General features: G+C 51.9%; 15 protein-coding genes. 10 read left to right on the top strand and 5 right to left on the bottom strand.

Going from position 1 to position 18,648, the window contains the following annotated elements; translation table 11 throughout:
- Positions 1 to 63: 63 nt before the first annotated feature.
- Complete coding sequence (gene zwf / locus CKV66_RS08280) at positions 64 to 1,521, bottom strand: glucose-6-phosphate dehydrogenase (RefSeq protein ID WP_085362964.1); 1,458 nt, start codon at positions 1,519 to 1,521, stop codon at positions 64 to 66.
- 490 nt (positions 1,522 to 2,011) lie between these two features.
- Between zwf and edd the strand changes: the two genes are divergently transcribed.
- Entirely contained in the window at positions 2,012 to 3,850 is a 1,839-nt protein-coding gene (edd, locus tag CKV66_RS08285) for a phosphogluconate dehydratase (RefSeq protein ID WP_095197864.1), read from the top strand.
- A 132-nt stretch (positions 3,851 to 3,982) separates the two neighbouring features.
- Positions 3,983 to 4,609, top strand: coding sequence for a bifunctional 4-hydroxy-2-oxoglutarate aldolase/2-dehydro-3-deoxy-phosphogluconate aldolase (locus CKV66_RS08290; protein ID WP_085363102.1), 627 nt, complete (start codon positions 3,983 to 3,985; stop codon positions 4,607 to 4,609).
- A 131-nt stretch (positions 4,610 to 4,740) separates the two neighbouring features.
- Here CKV66_RS08290 and CKV66_RS08295 read toward each other — a convergent pair whose 3' ends face one another.
- Complete coding sequence (locus CKV66_RS08295; protein ID WP_085362966.1) at positions 4,741 to 5,622, bottom strand: LysR family transcriptional regulator; 882 nt, start codon at positions 5,620 to 5,622, stop codon at positions 4,741 to 4,743.
- A 270-nt stretch (positions 5,623 to 5,892) separates the two neighbouring features.
- Here CKV66_RS08295 and CKV66_RS08300 point away from each other — a divergent pair, with 270 nt between their 5' ends.
- The 8 genes from CKV66_RS08300 (at position 5,893) to purF (ending at position 13,280) form a co-directional block, all read left to right on the top strand.
- Positions 5,893 to 6,207 (top strand): DUF485 domain-containing protein, encoded by a 315-nt coding sequence (locus tag CKV66_RS08300; protein ID WP_085362967.1) that lies wholly within the window; start codon positions 5,893 to 5,895, stop codon positions 6,205 to 6,207.
- A gap of 5 nt (positions 6,208 to 6,212) precedes the next feature.
- Entirely contained in the window at positions 6,213 to 7,889 is a 1,677-nt protein-coding gene (locus tag CKV66_RS08305; protein ID WP_085362968.1) for a cation acetate symporter, read from the top strand.
- Positions 7,890 to 7,990: 101 nt separating this feature from the next.
- Positions 7,991 to 8,350, top strand: a complete 360-nt coding sequence (locus CKV66_RS08310) for a hypothetical protein (protein WP_085362969.1) — start codon at positions 7,991 to 7,993, stop codon at positions 8,348 to 8,350.
- A 3-nt stretch (positions 8,351 to 8,353) separates the two neighbouring features.
- Positions 8,354 to 8,776: a protein YgfX gene (locus CKV66_RS08315; RefSeq protein WP_085362970.1), complete on the top strand. Its 423-nt coding sequence runs from the start codon at positions 8,354 to 8,356 to the stop codon at positions 8,774 to 8,776.
- Between the two features lie 63 nt (positions 8,777 to 8,839).
- A complete protein-coding gene (folC, locus tag CKV66_RS08320; RefSeq protein ID WP_085362971.1) occupies positions 8,840 to 10,126 on the top strand; it encodes a bifunctional tetrahydrofolate synthase/dihydrofolate synthase in 1,287 nt (428 codons plus the stop codon).
- Positions 10,127 to 10,138: 12 nt separating this feature from the next.
- Complete coding sequence (locus tag CKV66_RS08325; protein WP_085362972.1) at positions 10,139 to 11,227, top strand: SPOR domain-containing protein; 1,089 nt, start codon at positions 10,139 to 10,141, stop codon at positions 11,225 to 11,227.
- Entirely contained in the window at positions 11,227 to 11,724 is a 498-nt protein-coding gene (locus CKV66_RS08330) for a CvpA family protein (RefSeq protein WP_085362973.1), read from the top strand. The genes CKV66_RS08325 and CKV66_RS08330 overlap by 1 nt, the downstream gene beginning before the upstream one ends.
- Positions 11,725 to 11,741: 17 nt before the next feature.
- Positions 11,742 to 13,280: an amidophosphoribosyltransferase gene (purF, locus tag CKV66_RS08335; RefSeq protein ID WP_085362974.1), complete on the top strand. Its 1,539-nt coding sequence runs from the start codon at positions 11,742 to 11,744 to the stop codon at positions 13,278 to 13,280.
- Positions 13,281 to 13,401: 121 nt separating this feature from the next.
- On the opposite strand, the gene CKV66_RS08340 is transcribed toward purF, so the two are convergent.
- From CKV66_RS08340 to lon, 3 genes are all read right to left on the bottom strand, one after another.
- Positions 13,402 to 15,231, bottom strand: coding sequence for a SurA N-terminal domain-containing protein (locus CKV66_RS08340; protein ID WP_085362975.1), 1,830 nt, complete (start codon positions 15,229 to 15,231; stop codon positions 13,402 to 13,404).
- Between the two features lie 359 nt (positions 15,232 to 15,590).
- Positions 15,591 to 15,860, bottom strand: a complete 270-nt coding sequence (locus tag CKV66_RS08345; RefSeq protein ID WP_054598979.1) for an HU family DNA-binding protein — start codon at positions 15,858 to 15,860, stop codon at positions 15,591 to 15,593.
- 189 nt (positions 15,861 to 16,049) lie between these two features.
- Entirely contained in the window at positions 16,050 to 18,500 is a 2,451-nt protein-coding gene (lon, locus tag CKV66_RS08350; protein ID WP_085362976.1) for an endopeptidase La, read from the bottom strand.
- Positions 18,501 to 18,648: the final 148 nt, after the last annotated feature.

Consider the following 18,648-nt stretch of genomic DNA (forward strand, 5'->3'; position numbering starts at 1 on the left):
TTTCCTTTCTCTATTTTTTCAGACGGCCTCAAGAAGCAGGAGGCCGTCTGAAACAACCTTGATTTATTGTTCTTCGTGCCATTGATTGCCGTCGCGTGCCAGCAATTCGCGTGCCGCTTCGGGGCCCCAAGAATGTGCGGCATAACCGTGCGGCGGAGGCGGGCTGCTTTCCCAGTTTTCCATAATCGGCATCACCCATTCCCACGCGGCCTCAAGTTCGTCGCGGCGGTTGAACAGTGCCAGCTTGCCGTTGATCACATCCAACAGCAAACGCTCGTAGGCTTCCGCACGGCGACCGGCCACTTCTTTACCCATGTCCACGCTCAAAGCGGTGAGTTCCACATGATTTCCCGCTCCGGGCGTTTTGACTTGCGTGTACAGGCGGATGGATTCGGTAGGTTGCAGTTCGATAACCAAACGGTTGGGCGCTTTTTGGCTGCCGTCGAAAATATGATTGGGTAAATCGCGGAAATTCAGCACGATTTCGGCCACTTTACCCGCCATGCGTTTGCCGGTGCGCAAGTAGAAAGGCACGCCCGCCCAACGTTGGTTGTCGATTTCCGCTCTGATGGCCACATACGTTTCGGTGCGGCTGTCGGCCGGTACGTTATGCTCTTGCAAATAGCCGTTGACTGTTTGGCCGTCTTTTTGGGCGGCGGTATATTGGCCGCGTACCACGTTGGCATCGACATCGGCGGAAGTCAGCGGTTTCAGAGACTTAATCACTTTCAGTTTTTCATCGCGCACGGCATCGGCATCCAAACCGGCGGGCGCCTCCATCGCCGTCATGCACAACATCTGCATCAGGTGGTTTTGCACCATATCGCGCAACGCACCGGTGATGTCGTAAAACTCGCCGCGCTCTTCCACGCCCAATTGCTCGGCGATGGTCAGTTGAACGCTTTTCACATATTTGTTGTTCCACAACGGCTCGAACATCACGTTGGCAAAACGCAAAGCCAGCAGGTTTTGCAACGATTCTTTGCCCAAATAGTGGTCGATGCGGTAAACCTGCTCTTCTTTGAAGAAACGGGCGACATCGGTGTTGATTTCTTGCGAAGACTTCAAATCGGTGCCCAAGGGTTTTTCGAGCACGATGCGCACGTTGGCGGCATTCAAGCCCACAGCGGCCAGATTTTCACAAGCAGGCGCGAAGAATTTCGGCGCAGTAGAAAGATAGATGACTACGTTATCGGTTTGCTGGCGTGCTTTTACGGTTTCGGCCAGCGTTTTGAAATGCTCGGGTCGGGTAACGTCCACCGGTACATAAGTAATGCGTTTGATGAATGATGCCCACGCTTCTTCACTGAAATTCTGTTTGATGTGGATTTTAGAGTTGGTTTCGACCTTTGCCAAAAAACCGGCGGTATCCAAATCGCTGCGGCTTACCCCCAAGATACGGCCGTCGGGATGCAGTAAGCCCGCCACATGTGCTTGATACAGGCAGGGCAGCAGTTTGCGCATGGCCAAATCGCCGGTTGCACCAAATAACACCAAATCGAAGTTTGTTTGCGTATTCATCCATCTTCTTTCATTTTTTTATTGATATTGAGGCCGGCTCGCACCGCTGCCAAACGCAGTCTGGCAATCTGCCGCGTACCATTCAAAGCCCCGGCCAACCTTCTGTTTTATTTCAGCTCTTTGATCGGAACTATGTATATGATTTGCATAAAACTACACGCCGTTTTTGATTACTGTAATCAAAATAAAATCAGTAGCAATCCTACACAGCACTACACATTTTGTCCATGCTGTTTTTAATAAAATTTTGACCTATGTAAACATATAGTCAAATCGTTACATGAACTTCGGCTTTAATTTTGTTACAAAACTACGCAGAAAAGTTTGACTTAGCTCAAGCATTATTTTGTAACTAAACTACAAATATATATTATAATTTGGAGAAGAGTATTTTCAGACGGCCTTATCTGTTTGAATCTTCTTAAAAACAAGGCACAACATCCAGCCAATAATATCTTCCGCCGCACACCGCTACGAAAGGCAGAACACCATGAACACCCCCGCCCCCCTCCACCCCAAGCTCGCCGCCGTAACCGAGCGCATCGTCCAACGCAGCCGCCCCACCCGCGGAGCGTATCTCAAACGCATCCGCGCCCTGAAACAGCAAGGCCGCGTCGAGCGCGACCAGCTGGGCTGCTCCAACCTCGCCCACGGCTATGCCGCCATGCCCAACACCATTAAAATCGAAATGCTCAAACACAGCACGCCGAATTTGGGCATGATTACCGCCTACAACGACATGGTGTCCGCCCACCAGCCGTTTTTCCAATTTCCCGACTGGATTAAAGACGAAGCCCAAAAACACGGCGCCACCGCCCAAGTAGCCGGCGGCACACCCGCCATGTGCGACGGCATCACGCAGGGCTACGAAGGGATGGAGCTTTCATTGTTCTCGCGCGACGTGATTGCCATGAGCACGGCAGTCGGCCTGTCGCATCAAATGTTTGACGGCGCATTGTATTTCGGCGTGTGCGACAAAATCGTACCCGGCCTGATGATAGGCGCGCTGAGCTGCGGCCACATTCCCGGCATCTTCACCCCCGCCGGCCCGATGCAGAGCGGCATCGGCAACAAGGAAAAAGCCCGCACCCGCCAGCTTTTCGCCGAAGGCAAGGTCGGCCGCGATGCGCTGCTCGAAAGCGAAATGGGTTCGTATCACAGCCCCGGCACCTGCACCTTTTACGGCACGGCCAATTCCAACCAAATGATGATGGAAATGATGGGCATGCATCTGCCTGCCGCCGCGTTTTTCCACCCTTACACCCCCATGCGCGAAGCCTTAACCCGCTACGCCGCCGCCCATTTGGTCGAAAGCATTAAAAACGGCACCGCCAAACCCATGGGCGAGATGCTGAGTGAAAAATCGTTTGTGAACGCCCTAATCGGCCTGATGGCAACCGGCGGCTCCACCAACCACACCATGCACTTGGTAGCCATGGCACGCGCTGCCGGCATTATTCTCACTTGGGACGACTTCGACGAAATATCGTCTATCATTCCGCTATTAATCCGCGTTTACCCCAACGGCCAAGCCGACGTTAACCACTTCGCCGCTGTCGGCGGCCTGCCTTTCGTGATCCGCGAATTGCGCAACAACGGCCTGCTGCACGACGATGTCGATACCGTGATGGGGCACGGCATGGAAGCTTATACCAAAGAGCCTTTCCTGATTGACGGCAAACTCGAATGGCAAGACGCCGTTGCCGAAAGCCGCGACGAAGACATCCTGCGCCCCTTCTCGCGCCCCTTCTCGCCCGACGGCGGCCTTCGTTTGATGAAAGGAAACATCGGCCGCGGCGTGATTAAAGTTTCCGCCGTGCGCGAACACTGCCGCATCATAGAAGCGCCCGCCATCGTGTTTGACGACCAACGCGAAGTATTGGCCGCCTTCGAGCGCGGCGAATTGGAGCGCGATTTCGTGTGCGTAGTACGCTTCCAAGGCCCGCGCGCCAACGGTATGCCCGAGCTGCACAAACTCACGCCGCCTTTAGGCATCCTGCAAGACCGCGGCTTTAAAGTCGCACTGGTTACAGACGGCCGCATGTCGGGCGCATCGGGCAAAGTGCCCGCCTCCATCCACATGAGCCCCGAAGCCCTGCTCGGTGGCGGCATCGGCAAAATCCGCACCGGCGACCTCATCCGCTTCGATTCCGTTACCGGCAAACTTACCGCCCTCGTCAACGAAGCCGAATGGAACGCCCGCGAAACACCCGTGCCGGATTTAAGCAAAAACACCCACGGCATCGGCCGCGAACTGTTTGCCGGTTTCCGCAGCATCACCAGCAGCGCCGAAACCGGTGCCATGAGCTTCGGCGGCGACTTTGCCTAACAAGCAACACACCATTTTCAGACGGCCTGCCTTAAATTAATGAGGCCGTCTGAAAAACAGCCGAATCCTTTATTGATTATTATTTATTCAGAAATTCAGACGGCCTCCCCGTCTTCAAACTTGGAGCAACCCATGAACGCACGCGACATTCTTTCCGCCGGTGCAGTAGTGCCCGTAATGGCCATCGACGACATCCACACCGCCGTCGATTTGGCGCACGCACTGGTAGAAGGCGGCATCCCCACGCTGGAAATTACCCTGCGTACCGAGCACGGCCTCAAAGCCATCGAGCTGATTAAGAAAGAAGTGCCCGGCGCCATCGTCGGCGCAGGTACCGTCATCAACGGCGAGCAACTCAAAGCCGTAGAAGATGCCGGCGCGGTATTTGCCATCAGCCCCGGCTTCAATACCCATTTCGCCAAAGCCGCCGCCCAAAGCAGCATCGCCGTTATCCCCGGCATCGCCACGCCCGGCGAGCTGATGCTCGCGCTGGAACACGGCATCGACACCATGAAACTCTTCCCTGCTGAAGTCGTGGGCGGCATCAACATGCTCAAAGCCCTCTACGGCCCGTTCCCGCAAGTGAAATTCTGCCCCACCGGCGGCATCAGCCCCGACACCGCGCCCGAATACCTGAAACTGCCCAACGTCTTATGCGTCGGCGGTTCATGGCTGACACCCAAAGATTCAGTCAAAAATCAGGACTGGGCAGCCATCACCCGCTTGGCTCAAGAAGCATCGGCATTGAAAGCCAAGTAAACTGCTTTTAAAAATAGATGAGGCCGTCTGAAAATATTTTTTCAGACGGCCTCATGTACTTATGTAATGGCAGCTTAGCGATATCAATCGGAATTCATACCAAGCATTTCAACTTTATATTCCCCTCAACTTTATATTCCCCACACTTCTTCCACACAATTTTTCAGCAGATTCAAAATGGGGTCTTCTTCAAACTCGTTCAAATAAATGAAATGCAGCGGCATGGTTTGGCGGTATTCCTCGATAACCGCAATCGGTCTGCCGCTCTCTTTGGCAAAACGGGCACGGTGTTCGGGCACGACGGCAACGCCCGTTCCCTGACACACCAAATCAATAATGGTTTGGGAATAATCGCAAATAATCTGGCGCTTGGGCGAGATTTTATGTTTGCGCCAAAACTGCTGCATGTGCTTGCGGCTGCCCGACACGCCCGACATTTCAATCCACGCATACTGCCCCAAGCTCGCGGGCAGGTCTTCTCGAACAGTCTCTTCGGCTTCCAGCGGACAAATCAGCGAATAATGAATGTCTTGCAGAAAAATACTGCGCAAACTGCGGTGATTGACTGGGCCGAGGAAAAATCCGCCGTGCAGCTGTTTATCCAGCACGCGCTGTTCGATTTCGCCGCTCATACCATATTGAATATGAAAGAGAATATCAGGATCGTGGCCGAGCACTTTTTCGGTAAGACGGGTGATTTTGTCGGAAGGTACGGGATGGATCAAACCGATATCGGCATGGGCGACATAATGCTCAGCCAGCGTTTTGGCAAAGCAGTCGAGCTTATGGTGATGTTGCAGTAAAGTTTCGGCTTCCGGCAAAAACACTTCTCCGGCGGGCGTCAGCTCCATGCCGTTGGTGGTGCGCTTAAACAGGGTTACGTCGAGCCGTTTTTCCAGCGATTTAATTTGCGCGGAAACGGCGGGCTGCGATAAATGCAAACGCTCCGCCGCTTGGGTCAGGTTGCCGATATGGGCAACCTCGGTGAATGTTTTCAGTTGGTTGTAGTCCATTATTTCTCACTTCATTTATTTATTATGTTATGAATAAAGCGTTATGCGGCTTGATTTAATGTAGTGTCCGCTTGCTTGTTTTAACACATTTCGAGGCCGTCTGAAAAGTTTTTTTAAGAATGATATTTCTTTTAAAATCATATTTTTTGGCTTATACCATCAACAAAACAAATTGATACTATCAGAAAATAAAATTAGCCATTGCAATATTTTTTAATTTTAATGCCCATCGTTTACACCTTAAAGGTTTTGTAAAAAAGGAGAAGAAAAATGGAAAAACAAACGGCACAACAAGTGCTCAAACATCCCAAATTCCAGCGGATGGCCCGTCAAAAAGCCCTGATCGGATGGGGGTTTTCTGCGGTGATTTTTTTTATGTACGTCCTCTACATTTGGATGATCGGCGAATCGCCCGAAACATTTGCCAAACCCGTATCTGAAGGCAGCATTACCACTTGGGGCATTTATGCCGGTTTGTTTGTCATTATCTTTTCATTTGTTACCACCGGCATCTACGTGAGCATTGCCAACGGTAAATTCGAAGACATGACCAAAGAAGTCGTGCGCGAAGTTCAGGGAGAATAAATCAGATGAGTAAATTATTAATCACCGCAGTTGCTCTCTTGGCTTCCGGCAGCGTTTGGGCGGATGCCTTCACCGGCGAAGTTCAAAAACAACCCTTAAACATCGCGGCCATCGTGATGTTCCTGATTTTCGTCGGCGGTACCCTGTTTATTACCAAATGGGCTGCCAAGCAAAACAAATCCACCAAAGACTTCTACACCGCCGGCGGCGGCATTTCCGGCTTCCAAAACGGCTTGGCGATTGCGGGCGACTACATGTCTGCCGCGTCGTTTTTGGGTATTTCCGCCATGGTGTACACCACCGGTTACGACGGCCTGATCTACTCCACCGGCTTCTTGGTGGGCTGGCCGATCGTATTGTTCCTCGTAGCCGAACGCTTGCGCAACTTGGGTAAATTCACGTTCTCCGACGTAGTTGCCTACCGCCTGAAACAAAAACCCGTGCGCGTGTTTGCAGCCAGCGGTTCGCTGTTGGTGGTGATTCTGTATCTGATCGCGCAAGTGGTGGGCGCAGGCAAACTGATTCAGTTGCTGTTCGGCATGAGCTACACTTCCGCAGTGATTATCGTGGGCGCGCTGATGGTGGCGTATGTATTGTTCGGCGGTATGTTGGCCACCACTTGGGTGCAAATCATCAAAGCCGTGCTGCTGCTTTCCGGTGCGACGTTCATGGCGTTCATGATTCTGAAAGCCAGCGGCTTCAGCTTGGAAGGCATGTTCCTGAAAGCCACCGAAATCCACGAAAAAGGCACTGCGATTATGGCGCCGGGCGGCTTGGTGTCCAACCCGATCGACGCGCTCTCGCTGGGCTTGGCGTTGATGTTCGGTACGGCCGGTCTGCCGCACATTCTGATGCGTTTCTTTACCGTGCCCGATGCCAAAGAAGCGCGTAAATCGGTGTTCGTGGCCACCGGCTTTATCGGCTACTTCTACCTGCTGACCTTTGTCATCGGTTTCGGTGCGATTATTTTCGTTACCAAAGACAACCCGCAGTTCTTTACCACCATGATTCAAGACGGCAAATCCGTTGTGGAAATGATCGGCGGCACCAATATGGCGGCGGTGCATTTGTCCGGCGCATTGGGCGGCAACCTGTTCTTGGGCTTCATTTCAGCCGTTGCGTTCGCCACCATTTTGGCGGTAGTGGCCGGTTTGACCCTCTCCGGTGCGTCTGCCGTCAGCCACGACTTGTATTCTTCTGTAATCCGCGAAGGCAAAGCCACTCAAGAAGAAGAAATGCGTGTATCCCGCTTGGCTACTTTGGGCTTGGGCGTTCTGGCGATTGTGTTGGGCATTGCGTTTGAAAACCAAAACGTAGCGTTTATGGTGGGTTTGGCGTTTGCGCTGGCGGCTTCGGCCAACTTCCCTATCTTGGCTTTGTCGATGTTCTGGAAAGGCCTGACCACACGCGGCGCAGTTATCGGCGGTTTCTTGGGCTTGTTGGTTGCTTTCGTGCTGATTATTTTAGGCCCGACCGTTTGGGTGAAAGTGCTGCACAACAAAGAAGCCATCTTCCCATACAGCAACCCTGCCCTGTTCTCGATTCCGCTGGCCTTTATCGCAGCTTGGTTCTTCTCGATTACCGACAAATCGAAACAGGCCGAATTGGATAAAGCAGGTTTCGAAGCTCAATATGTACGCTCGATGACCGGTATCGGCGCGGCTGAAGCCAGCGACCACTAAACATCGTTCCGTAGCATAACAGGCCGTCTGAAAACGATATTTCAGACGGCCTCAATATTGAGTACAATGCCGTCTGAAACAAACGCCCGTAAGGAAACTTCATGTATTTTGTAGACCGCACCGCCGTGGTGCTGAAACCCACCGCACACTTTCTGGCTTGGCTCAAACAGGCCGACGACAACATGCCCGACCTGACCCTCGAACAAATCCGCAGCAACTGCTCGGTATTTCTCGTGCCGCAATTCGACGAACCCGAAGCCGTGGTTTCCTACTTCGACGAGCGTTACCAGCAGATCTTTGAAGCCGAAATCGCCGGTTGGGACATCCTCAAAAACAAATGGCCCGAAGACATGAGCCTGAAAGCATTTTGGGAATATTTCGAAGTGGAAATCCACGATATGGTGCTGGACATGGAAGAAGCCGACATGACCGTCAGCCCCGTGTTCGACAACATGATGTAAACCATGCAGGCTTTTCAGACGGCCTTGAAACCTTCCCGCACCGCATTAACCCTTACCGTATTGCTGCACCTTTGGGCGGTGCTTGCCTGCCTGTTCGCTTTCCACGGAACCACGCGTGCGGCAGGCTTGATTTTACTGGCCGCCAGCCTTATTTGGGCATGGCGCATACATAAACTGAACCGCCCCGATGCCATACACAAAATCGCCGTCGGCCCGCAGGGAAACGCCGCCGTTTTTGTCGGCAGCGAACAAACCGCCTTTACCGCCGGACTGTGTGCAGGCAGCTTGGTTTCCCGCTACGCCCTGTTTTTAAAATGGGACTTGGGCGACCGGCAGATTCGGCAGTTTATCCTGCCCGATATGACCGACCGCGAAAGCTACCGCCGCCTGCTCGTGTGGGCGCGCTGGGGGCAACCGAAAACATAAACAGGCCGTCTGAAACACGCAAAGCGTGTTTCAGACGGCCTCACACACCGACACAACACCATCATGAAAACACTCAACGACTGGTTATCACATCTCGAAACCGCACACAGCGCAGGCTTGATCGACATGGGTTTGTCGCGCGTGGGCGAAGTCAAAACCGCCATGAACCTCAACCCGCAATGCCCCGTGATCGTCGTGGCAGGCACCAACGGCAAAGGTTCCGTCTGCGCCTTTCTTACCCAGATTTACAAACAGGCAGGCTTCAAAGTCGGCACCCTCACCAGCCCGCACCTGCTCAAATTCAACGAACGCATCGCCGTCAACGCCGAGCCTGTGAGCGACGAAACCATCGTCGCTTCGTTCGAGCGCATCGAAGCCGCGCGCGGCGATATTTCGCTGACTTATTTCGAGTTCAACACCTTAGCCGCCATCGATATTTTCATGCGCGAACAAGTCGACGTGATGGTGCTCGAAGTCGGCTTGGGCGGCCGCTTGGATGCCGTCAATATTTTCGATGCCGACTGTGCCGTCGTTACCAGCATTGATTTGGATCACCAATCCTTTTTGGGCGACACCGTCGAACAAGTCGGCTACGAAAAAGCAGGCGTGTTCCGCGGCGGCAAACCCGCCATCTGCGGCCAAAATCCACCGCCCGAATCCCTGCGGCAACATGCCGAAAACATCGGTGCGGAACTGCTGCTGATCAAGCGCGATTTCGATTTCAGCAAACTCGAACAGCAGCAATGGTCGTTCCATTTCCACCCGCAATCCGGCCGATTGTTTTCAGACGGCCTCAAACGCAACCGCAACGCCCTGCCGATTCCCGCCCTGCGCGGCGCATACCAATTAAACAACGCTGCCTGCGCGCTGGCCGTTATCGAATGCTTAAACGACAAACTGCCCATCGACATCGGCTCCATCAAACGCGGCCTGCTGCTGGTGAGCAACCCCGGCCGCTTCCAAGTGTTGCCCGGCCGGCCGCTGGTAATTCTCGACGTAGGCCACAACCCGCACGCCGCCCGCGCCTTGCGGCAAGGGCTGATGGCGTTGCCGTTCGCCCAAAAACGCACCGCCGTGTTCAGCATCTTGGCCGACAAAGACATCGACCAAGTGCTCGACATCGTTAAAGACCAGTTCGACGAATGGTACATCGCCCCGCTGCACCTGCCGCGCGGCATGGATATAGACTCATTAAGCCGGAAATTGGCCGAACACAACATCGAAAACATAACCTGTTTCAACAATATTCAGACAGCCTTCGAAGCAGCTTTGGCGGCTTCTTCGGAAAATGATAGAATTACCGTTTTCGGTTCATTCCACACCGTTGCCGAGGTTATGGCAACCCTGTAAACAAGGCAGAACATGGCAAACAACCGCTTCCAATCGTTAAACGAATACGAACAACTCAAGCGAAAAAACCGCCGCCGCTTGGTCGGAGCTTCGGCACTGGTTATTGTGGCGGGCTTTATTTTGGCCAGGGTATTAAGCCAAAGCAACGAAGGTGCCGAAGCCGAAAACATTACCATTAAAGCCGCCTCTTCCGTTCAGACGGCCTCTCCGGAACAAACGCAATCGGTTATCCAGCCCAACCGCGCCGCTTCGTCCGACGACGCTTCCGATCTGTCTCCTGCCGCCGTGCTGGAACCCGCACCCGAAAGCGGCACGGAAAGCGTCGAGCTGGATAATCCGCTCACCGCTCCTGCCGCAACCGAAGCAGAAACCGCCCCCCAACCCGTGCTCGAACCTGCTCCCGCACCGTCGACCGAAACTGCCGCAGCCGCAACAGCGACGGCCAAACAGCAAGCCGCAGCCAAACCCGAAACCAAACCTGAAACGCCGTCTGAAAAAACAGTAAAAGAATCTGCCAAAACCGCACCTGCACCGGTTAGCGAGCCTGCCAAAACCGAAGCACCGAAAGCCGAAGCAGACAACGCTCCGCCTCCCGTAGTCATCATCAACAACCGCGTCGAACCCGACGCCCAAGCCGAAGCCGCGCGTAAAGCCGCCGAGAAAAAAGCTGCCGAACAGAAAGCCGCACAGCAAAAAGCAGCACAAGCCGCACAAAAAGCCAAAGCCGAAGCGGAAAAACGTGCCGCCCAAGCCGAACAGAAAAAACAACAAGAAGCCAACCGCAAGGCCGCTCAAGACGCTCTGGCCAACAAATCTTCCCGCCCGGCTGAAAAAAGCGACCCCAAAGCCATTCTCGAAGGCAAAACCAACACCAAAGCCATGATTCAAATCGGTGCATACAGCAGCCGCCAGCAAGCCCAGCAAATGCAGCAAAAACTGGCCGATGCGGGCGTGAGCACTTATGTGAGCGAAACCGAAACCAGCAAAGGCAAAGTGTACCGCGTCCGCACCGGCAGCTATCCCAACCGCGAAGCCGCCGGTAAAGCATTGGAAAAAATCCGCCAAAAAGGCGCAGACGGCATGGTCATCGGGCAGCAATAATGACGACTTTCGATATTCTCGCGTTTGGTCTTATCGGTATCTGTATCATCGTCTCGATGATGCGCGGGCTGATTGTTGAAATCGCCTCGCTGATCACATGGATTGTGGCTTTTATAGTAGCCAAAATATTTGCCGTGCCTTTTGCCGAAATTGCATTCAGTTCGTTCGAACCCCAAGCCTTAAGCATCGCTTTATCTTTCGTTACCCTATTCTTTGCTGCATGGCTCGTGCAGCATTTTTTACGTTCGTTGCTCACCTCGGCGGTAAAAGCCAGCGGCTTGGGCAGCGTGAACCGCCTGCTCGGCGGCCTGTTCGGTGCGGCCAAAGGCATCTTGCTGGTTACTTTGGCCGTAACCGTTTGCTCGTTTACCGACCTGCCGCACACCCAAGGCTGGCAGCAGTCGTTGAGCGCAAGTTATTTTGAAGCATTGGCACAGCTTGCCGTACCCTATTTATCGTCTGTGATTACAGAACAACTACCCAACCCCTCTCTTTAATTTTCGGAGAAAAAACAATGTGTGGCGTATTAGGCATGGTAGCCTACCAACCCGTTAACCAAAGCCTTTACGACGGCCTGCAAATGCTGCAACACCGCGGGCAGGATGCGGCCGGCATCGTAACCGTCGAAGGCAATATTTTCCATATGCACAAAGGCAAAGGCATGGTGCGCGATGTTTTCCGCACCCGCAACATGCGCGATTTAACCGGCCATGCCGGCATCGCCCATGTGCGCTACCCTACCGCCGGCAATGCCGACAGCACCGCGGAAGCCCAGCCTTTTTACGTCAGCTCCCCTTTCGGCATCGTATTGGCACACAACGGCAATCTTACCAATACCGCCGAGCTGTATGAAAACGTGTGTAACAAACACTTGCGCCACATCAACACCCGTTCCGATTCAGAAGTGCTGCTCAACGTATTCGCACACGAACTGCGCCGGGAAGTTACCGACTCCGATTCTTCCATTCTCAGCGTCGACAACATTTTCAATGCCGTCGCCAAACTGCACAAACGCGTGCGGGGCGCATACGGCGTAGTCGCCATGATTGCAGGATACGGCTTGGTGGCCTTCCGCGACCCTTTCGGCATCCGCCCTCTGGTTCTGGGTACCCAAACCGATGAAAACGGCAAAACCGCCTACGCCATTGCTTCCGAATCGGTAGCTTTCAACGGCATGGCCTTTGATTTGGACCGCGACATCGCCCCCGGTGAAGCCGTATTCATCACTTTAGACGGCCGTTTTTTCTCGCGCCAATGCGCCGAAAATCCCCAAGTCAGCCCGTGTTTGTTTGAATATGTGTATTTCGCCCGTCCCGACTCGGTAATTGACAACGTATCCGTCTATCAATCGCGCTTGAATATGGGCGTTACCCTCGCAGAAAAAGTCAAACGCGAACTGCCGATTGACGACATTGACGTGGTGATGCCGATTCCCGATACCAGCCGCCCCAGCGCCATGGAGCTTGCCCACCACCTCGGCAAACCCTATCGCGAAGGCCTGATTAAAAACCGCTACATCGGCCGCACTTTCATCATGCCCGGTCAAGCTACCCGCAAAAAATCTGTGCGCCAAAAACTCAGCCCGATGGAATCCGAATTCAGAGGCAAAAGCGTATTGCTGGTAGATGATTCGATTGTGCGCGGCACCACCAGCCGCGAAATCGTGGAAATGGTACGCGCTTCAGGCGCACGCAAAGTTTATTTCGCCTCCGCCGCTCCCGAAGTACGCTTCCCCAACGTGTACGGCATCGATATGCCCACACGGGAAGAATTGATTGCCAACGGCCGCACCACCGAAGACATTGCCCGTGAAATCGGCGCAGACGGCTGCGTATTCCAAGATTTGGCAGACCTCGAGCAAGTGGTGAAAGACCTGAACCCTGCCATCACAAGTTTCGATGATTCATGCTTCAGCGGTTGCTATATCACCGGCGATATCGATGAAGAATATTTGCAAAAATTGTCTAACGACAAATCTTCGCCTTCCACCATCGCCACCGGTGAAATACATACCGCCATCCGCATCAACAGCAACCGCGATGATGAGGAATAAAATCGAAAAGTGATTTTTCAGACGGCCTCCTGTCCTAATCAGCTATTGAGGCCGTCTGAAATACAAAAGCGGAGCAGACTATTTCATCTGCTCCGCTTTTATTTCACTACTTACTTTCAACTTATTCCTGCGAACTATTAACCTTCTGTGCGCCCTGAGTCTGCTTGATATGGGAGTTCAAATAAGCCAACAAAGCATTCAAATTGGTCACGCCCTGCCCTTGGTTGATGGTCTGCTTAATCGCATTAATCTGATCGGGGCTGATATTGTCAGGCACTTTTACCGCCTGAACTTCCACCAACACCGGAGCAGGCAGATTGGAAAGCAATACATAAGCAGGCTTGTCTTTAGACGGACGGGCTTTAACCAGCTGAGCATAAGCTTCCGGCGGCATAGATTGGCGCGCCTGCTCCGCTGTCATCTGCGATACCTGCGACCACGCCAAACCGTCGGTTTTACCTTTTTGAACATCCGATAAAGCCTGATTCGCTTTTCTTTCAGCCAGCTTGACGGCTTCTGCGCGCACATAATCAGTCTTCACAAAATCCTTAGCCTGCTCAAATGTTTGGGTAGATTCTTCACGCACTTCTTTGGCACGCACCACCCAAACCAAACCCTCGTTTACCGTTACCGGCTCGGAGTTATGTTTTTTCTTAATCACATCATCGCTGAATATGGCATTAATCAGCGACTCAGGCATACCGGCCGCCTTGCCGTTTTCCTTCGTCAGCCACTCAGCCGGAGATTCAACTTTCAAATTCAGCTTCTTCGCCACTTCGTTCAAGCTGTCCGGATGATTAAACGCTTCCTCAGACAGCTTCTCTTTGGCTTCATTGAAAGCCGAAGCTGCTTTTTTCTGTTTCAACTCCGCCTCAACACGCGCTTTTTCCTGAGCAAGGTCTTGAATATTCAAAACCGTGATGATGTGATAGCCCGCATCCGTTTGAACCAAATCGCTAATCTGGCCTTTTTCCAATGAAAACGCTTTGTCTTCAAACTCTTTCAACAAACCGCCGTCTTTAGGCAGATAACCGAGATTACCGCCTTTTTCGGCAGAAGCTTCATCGCGCGAATATTGTTTCGCCAAAGCAGCAAATTTAGCCGGATTGGCTTTAACTTGAGCCAACACTTTTTCCGCTTCAGCTTTGGCTGCCGCACGCACATTTTCAGGCGCATCTTTGGCAACCGTAAACAAAATATGGGCAATCTCACGCGCCGGCACAACCTGCTCAAGCGCTTTTTTCAGTTCATCTTCGCTAACCGTTTGCTTCTCGGCCAAATCTTGAATGCCCAATGCCACATATTCAAACTTAACCGCTTGAGGCAGCACATAGTTTTTCTTATTGGCATCATAATATTTTTTCAATGCCGCATCGTCTGCTTTCACTTGAGCCGCAAATGCTTCGGGCGCAAACGTCATCGTGCGTATGGTGCGTTCCACTTGGCTGGCATTGATAATCTGCTTGGCCTGCGCATCACTCACCAAGACACCACCGCCTACCATAGCCAGCAGATGCTGAACCGTAAACTCACTGCGCAATTCGTCGATATATTGGTCTTCGGAAAGATGGCGTTGGCTCAAATGCTGATTAAACAGGCTTTGGCTGAATTTGCCGTCTGAATCGTGAAAAACAGGGTTATTAACGATAGTTTGTTTCAGCTGCTCTTGCGATACAGCAAAACCCATTTCCTCAGCACCTTCGGCCAATAAAGCACGTTGGAGCAATGCTTGGAACACGGCCTCACGCGATTCAGAACCACCGCCTGAATGCTGTAAATTCTGCATGGCCGAATTCAAATCAAATTCGCTGACCTTTCTGTCACCCACTTTGACAATATAATCGTAACCCGGCGCGGCAACGGTGCTCACACCGAAACCCACAAACGTTACGGCAATCAGGCCCAATAAAATCTTGGCGGGCGTTTTGTATTTTTCAACTGTTACAAACATGGCGTTTAAATATTATGTGATTGAATTAAAATTATTTTGTGAATTATGCAAACCTGAATGAAAGCTGTTTTGATATACGATTTTCAAAACCGTTAGGCTGCATTTTCAATAGATATTTCGGTGCACATTGTAACAGCCTTTCAATATGCTTGCAGCCTTGAGATGGCAATGATTTCGGTGTTTTCACAATGCGTCAATGTTTTTTAGATTTCACTGGGATTTCAGGCCGTCTGAAAATAAAGAACCGCTTTATCGCATCTCTCTTGAAACAATGTCATCATTACGTTATTGATTGATAAAAAGACAAAACAAAAAAGCAGGCTGGCAGCCTGCTTTTTAAAATCAAATGATCCGTCAAATTACAGAGCATCTTTCAATGCTTTACCTGCACGGAATTTAGGCGTTTTAGCCGCAGCAATAGTCAAAGGCTCACCGGTTTTAGGGTTACGGCCTTGACGCTCGGCACGCTCGCCAACGTAGAAAGTACCGAAACCAACCAGGGTTACAGTGTCGCCCTTTTTCAAGGCATTGGTTACGGCATTGGTCATACCGTCCAAAGCTTTGGCTGCGGCAGCTTTAGAAATATCAGCCTCTTGGGCAATAGCTTCAATCAATTCAGACTTGTTCACAATTAAGTCCCTTTCTATCGTTTGAAATAATGAAACCCCTAAAAATCGGGCGTTTAGGTACAAATCCGTACATCTGCCGACTTTATAGCAAGCCTAAAATCAACGTGTCAAGCAAAAAGATGCGTAGTATCGGGCTTTTTAAAGCTTTCTTTACAACACCCGCATCTTTTACAACACATTCATACAAATTCAGTGCTTAGTTGCCTTTACGCTTGACTTGCGGCCTGATTTAGCCAATGACGAATCAGTGGGCGCTTCTTCGTTTTTCCATGGTTCGGGCTGGCGTTCCAAGCCGAATGCCAGCACTTCTTCGATCCATTTCACCGGATGGATGGTAAGCCCTTTTTTCACATTGTCGGGGATTTCTTCCAAATCCTTAACATTGTCTTTCGGAATCAACACATGTTTGATGCCGCCGCGCAGTGCGGCCAGCAGTTTCTCCTTCAAACCGCCGATGGGCAATACTTCTCCGCGCAGGGTGATTTCGCCGGTCATGGCTACATCGGCCCGTACCGGAATTTGGGTGAAAGCCGATACCATGGCCAAAGTCATGGCGATACCTGCACTGGGGCCGTCTTTCGGCGTAGCACCTTCGGGCACATGGACGTGAATGTCTTTTTTCTCGTAGAAGTCGGGAGACAGACCCACGGCTTCGGCACGCGAACGTACGACGCTCCATGCTGCGGATACCGATTCTTTCATCACGTCGCCAAGTTGGCCTGTGCGGATGATGTTGCCTTTGCCGGGCAAAGCGACCGCTTCGATGGTGAGCAACTCGCCGCCGACTTCAGTCCATGCCAAACCGGTTACTTGGCCGATGCGGTTTTCGTCTTCGGCAACACCGTAATCGAAACGGCGCACGCCTAAGTACTCGTGCAGGTTTTTTTCATCAACCTTCACGGCTTTGGTTTTCAGACGGCCTTTGCCGGAAGCAGTGGTTTTTTTATCTTCGGCCAGCGTAATTTTCATCACGACTTTGCGGCAGATTTTGGCGATTTCGCGGTCGAGCGAGCGTACGCCTGCTTCACGGGTGTAGTAGCGGATGATGCCGCGTACTGCACTCTCGTCTATAACCAATTCGCCTTCTTTTACGCCGTTGCGTTTCATTTGCTTGGGTACTAAATATTGCATGGCAATGTTGATTTTTTCGTCTTCGGTGTATCCTGAAAGACGGATAATCTCCATACGGTCAAGCAAAGCGGGCGGGATGTTGAGGCTGTTGGATGTGGCGATAAACATAACGTCGCTCAAATCATAATCCACTTCGGCATAGTGGTCGGCAAACGAATTGTTTTGTTCGGGGTCGAGTACCTCCAACAGTGCGCTGGCGGGGTCGCCGCGGAAATCACTGCCGAGTTTGTCGATTTCATCGAGCAAAAACAGCGGATTTTTCACGCCGGCTTTAGCCATATTTTGCAGAATTTTACCCGGCATCGAACCGATATAGGTACGGCGGTGGCCGCGGATTTCGCTTTCGTCGCGAACGCCGCCCAGTGCCATGCGCACATATTTGCGGCCGGTTGCTTTGGCAATGGATTCGCCCAGCGAGGTTTTACCTACGCCCGGAGGGCCGACCAGACACAAAATCGGGCCTTTGATTTTATCCATGCGTTTTTGCACGGCTAAATATTCCAAAATGCGCTCTTTGACTTTTTCCAAGCCGTAGTGATCGGCATCCAATACCAAATCGGCTTTTGCCAAGTCTTTGCTGACGCGTGATTTTTTCTTCCATGGCAGCTCAAGCAAGGTGTCGATATAGTTGCGCACGACGGTAGATTCTGCCGACATCGGCGGCATCATTTTCAGCTTTTTCAGTTCGGACAAACATTTCTCTTCAGCCTCTTTGCTCATACCGGCTTCTTTGATTTGCTTTTCCAAAGCTTCGAGTTCGCCGCGCTCGTCTTCCTCGCCCAACTCTTTTTGAATCGCTTTCACTTGCTCGTTGAGGTAATACTCGCGCTGCGATTTTTCCATCTGGCGTTTTACACGACCGCGGATACGCTTCTCGACTTGCATGATGTCGAGTTCGGCTTCCAATTGGCCGAGCAGGTATTCCATGCGCTCGGTAATGCTCACAGTATCAAGCACTTCTTGACGCTGCTCCAATTTCAGCTGCAAATGTGCCGCCACGGTATCTACCAAACGGCTGTTTTCATTGATGCCGTGAATGGTGCTGATCACTTCGGCCGGAATCTTTTTATTCAGCTTGGCAAACTGGTCGAACTGCGACAGCAGCGTGCGGCGCAAGGCTTCCATGTCAGGGTTATCCGCATCCGTATCTTCCGCCGTTTCGACGTGTGCCATAAACAGTTCGCCGGTATCTTCAACCTTTAAAGCACGGGCGCGGTGCACGCCTTCTACCAATACTTTTACCGTGCCGTCGGGCAGCTTCAATACTTGCAGAATTTGGGCAACCGTACCCATTTCATGCAAATCTTCCGCTTTGGGATCATCATCGTTCGCATCGCGTTGAGCCAACAGAAAAACCTGCTCGTCGTTGTTCATGGCCAAGTTCAACGCAGCGATGGATTTTTCGCGACCCACAAACAGGGGCAGCACCATGTGCGGATAAACCACCACATCGCGCAACGGCAGGGTGGCCAGAGCGGCGTATTCCTCAATATGTTTATCTGTAGCCATAATGTTTAGTCTCTTTAATCATTTACTGGAAAGACCTGCCGAAATATCCGGCACACGCGCCGATTGTTTCGGATATGTCTTTAATTTATCGGATTGCCGCCTACATTGGGCTAAAGAAGCCCGATTTCAAGCCTTGAAAAAACCTTAA

It is taken from the genome of Neisseria zoodegmatis (assembly GCF_900187305.1).
In the GTDB taxonomy this organism is placed as follows: Bacteria; Pseudomonadota; Gammaproteobacteria; order Burkholderiales; family Neisseriaceae; genus Neisseria; species Neisseria zoodegmatis.

Bases quoted from the DNA above. Each gene is read 5' to 3' on its own strand.
- zwf (WP_085362964.1), bottom strand. From the start codon at position 1,521: ATGAATACGCAAACAAACTTCGATTTGGTGTTATTTGGTGCAACCGGC.
- edd (WP_095197864.1), top strand. From the start codon at position 2,012: ATGAACACCCCCGCCCCCCTCCACCCCAAGCTCGCCGCCGTAACCGAG.
- CKV66_RS08290 (WP_085363102.1), top strand. From the start codon at position 3,983: ATGAACGCACGCGACATTCTTTCCGCCGGTGCAGTAGTGCCCGTAATG.
- CKV66_RS08295 (WP_085362966.1), bottom strand. From the start codon at position 5,622: ATGGACTACAACCAACTGAAAACATTCACCGAGGTTGCCCATATCGGC.
- CKV66_RS08300 (WP_085362967.1), top strand. From the start codon at position 5,893: ATGGAAAAACAAACGGCACAACAAGTGCTCAAACATCCCAAATTCCAG.
- CKV66_RS08305 (WP_085362968.1), top strand. From the start codon at position 6,213: ATGAGTAAATTATTAATCACCGCAGTTGCTCTCTTGGCTTCCGGCAGC.
- CKV66_RS08310 (WP_085362969.1), top strand. From the start codon at position 7,991: ATGTATTTTGTAGACCGCACCGCCGTGGTGCTGAAACCCACCGCACAC.
- CKV66_RS08315 (WP_085362970.1), top strand. From the start codon at position 8,354: ATGCAGGCTTTTCAGACGGCCTTGAAACCTTCCCGCACCGCATTAACC.
- folC (WP_085362971.1), top strand. From the start codon at position 8,840: ATGAAAACACTCAACGACTGGTTATCACATCTCGAAACCGCACACAGC.
- CKV66_RS08325 (WP_085362972.1), top strand. From the start codon at position 10,139: ATGGCAAACAACCGCTTCCAATCGTTAAACGAATACGAACAACTCAAG.
- CKV66_RS08330 (WP_085362973.1), top strand. From the start codon at position 11,227: ATGACGACTTTCGATATTCTCGCGTTTGGTCTTATCGGTATCTGTATC.
- purF (WP_085362974.1), top strand. From the start codon at position 11,742: ATGTGTGGCGTATTAGGCATGGTAGCCTACCAACCCGTTAACCAAAGC.
- CKV66_RS08340 (WP_085362975.1), bottom strand. From the start codon at position 15,231: ATGTTTGTAACAGTTGAAAAATACAAAACGCCCGCCAAGATTTTATTG.
- lon (WP_085362976.1), bottom strand. From the start codon at position 18,500: ATGGCTACAGATAAACATATTGAGGAATACGCCGCTCTGGCCACCCTG.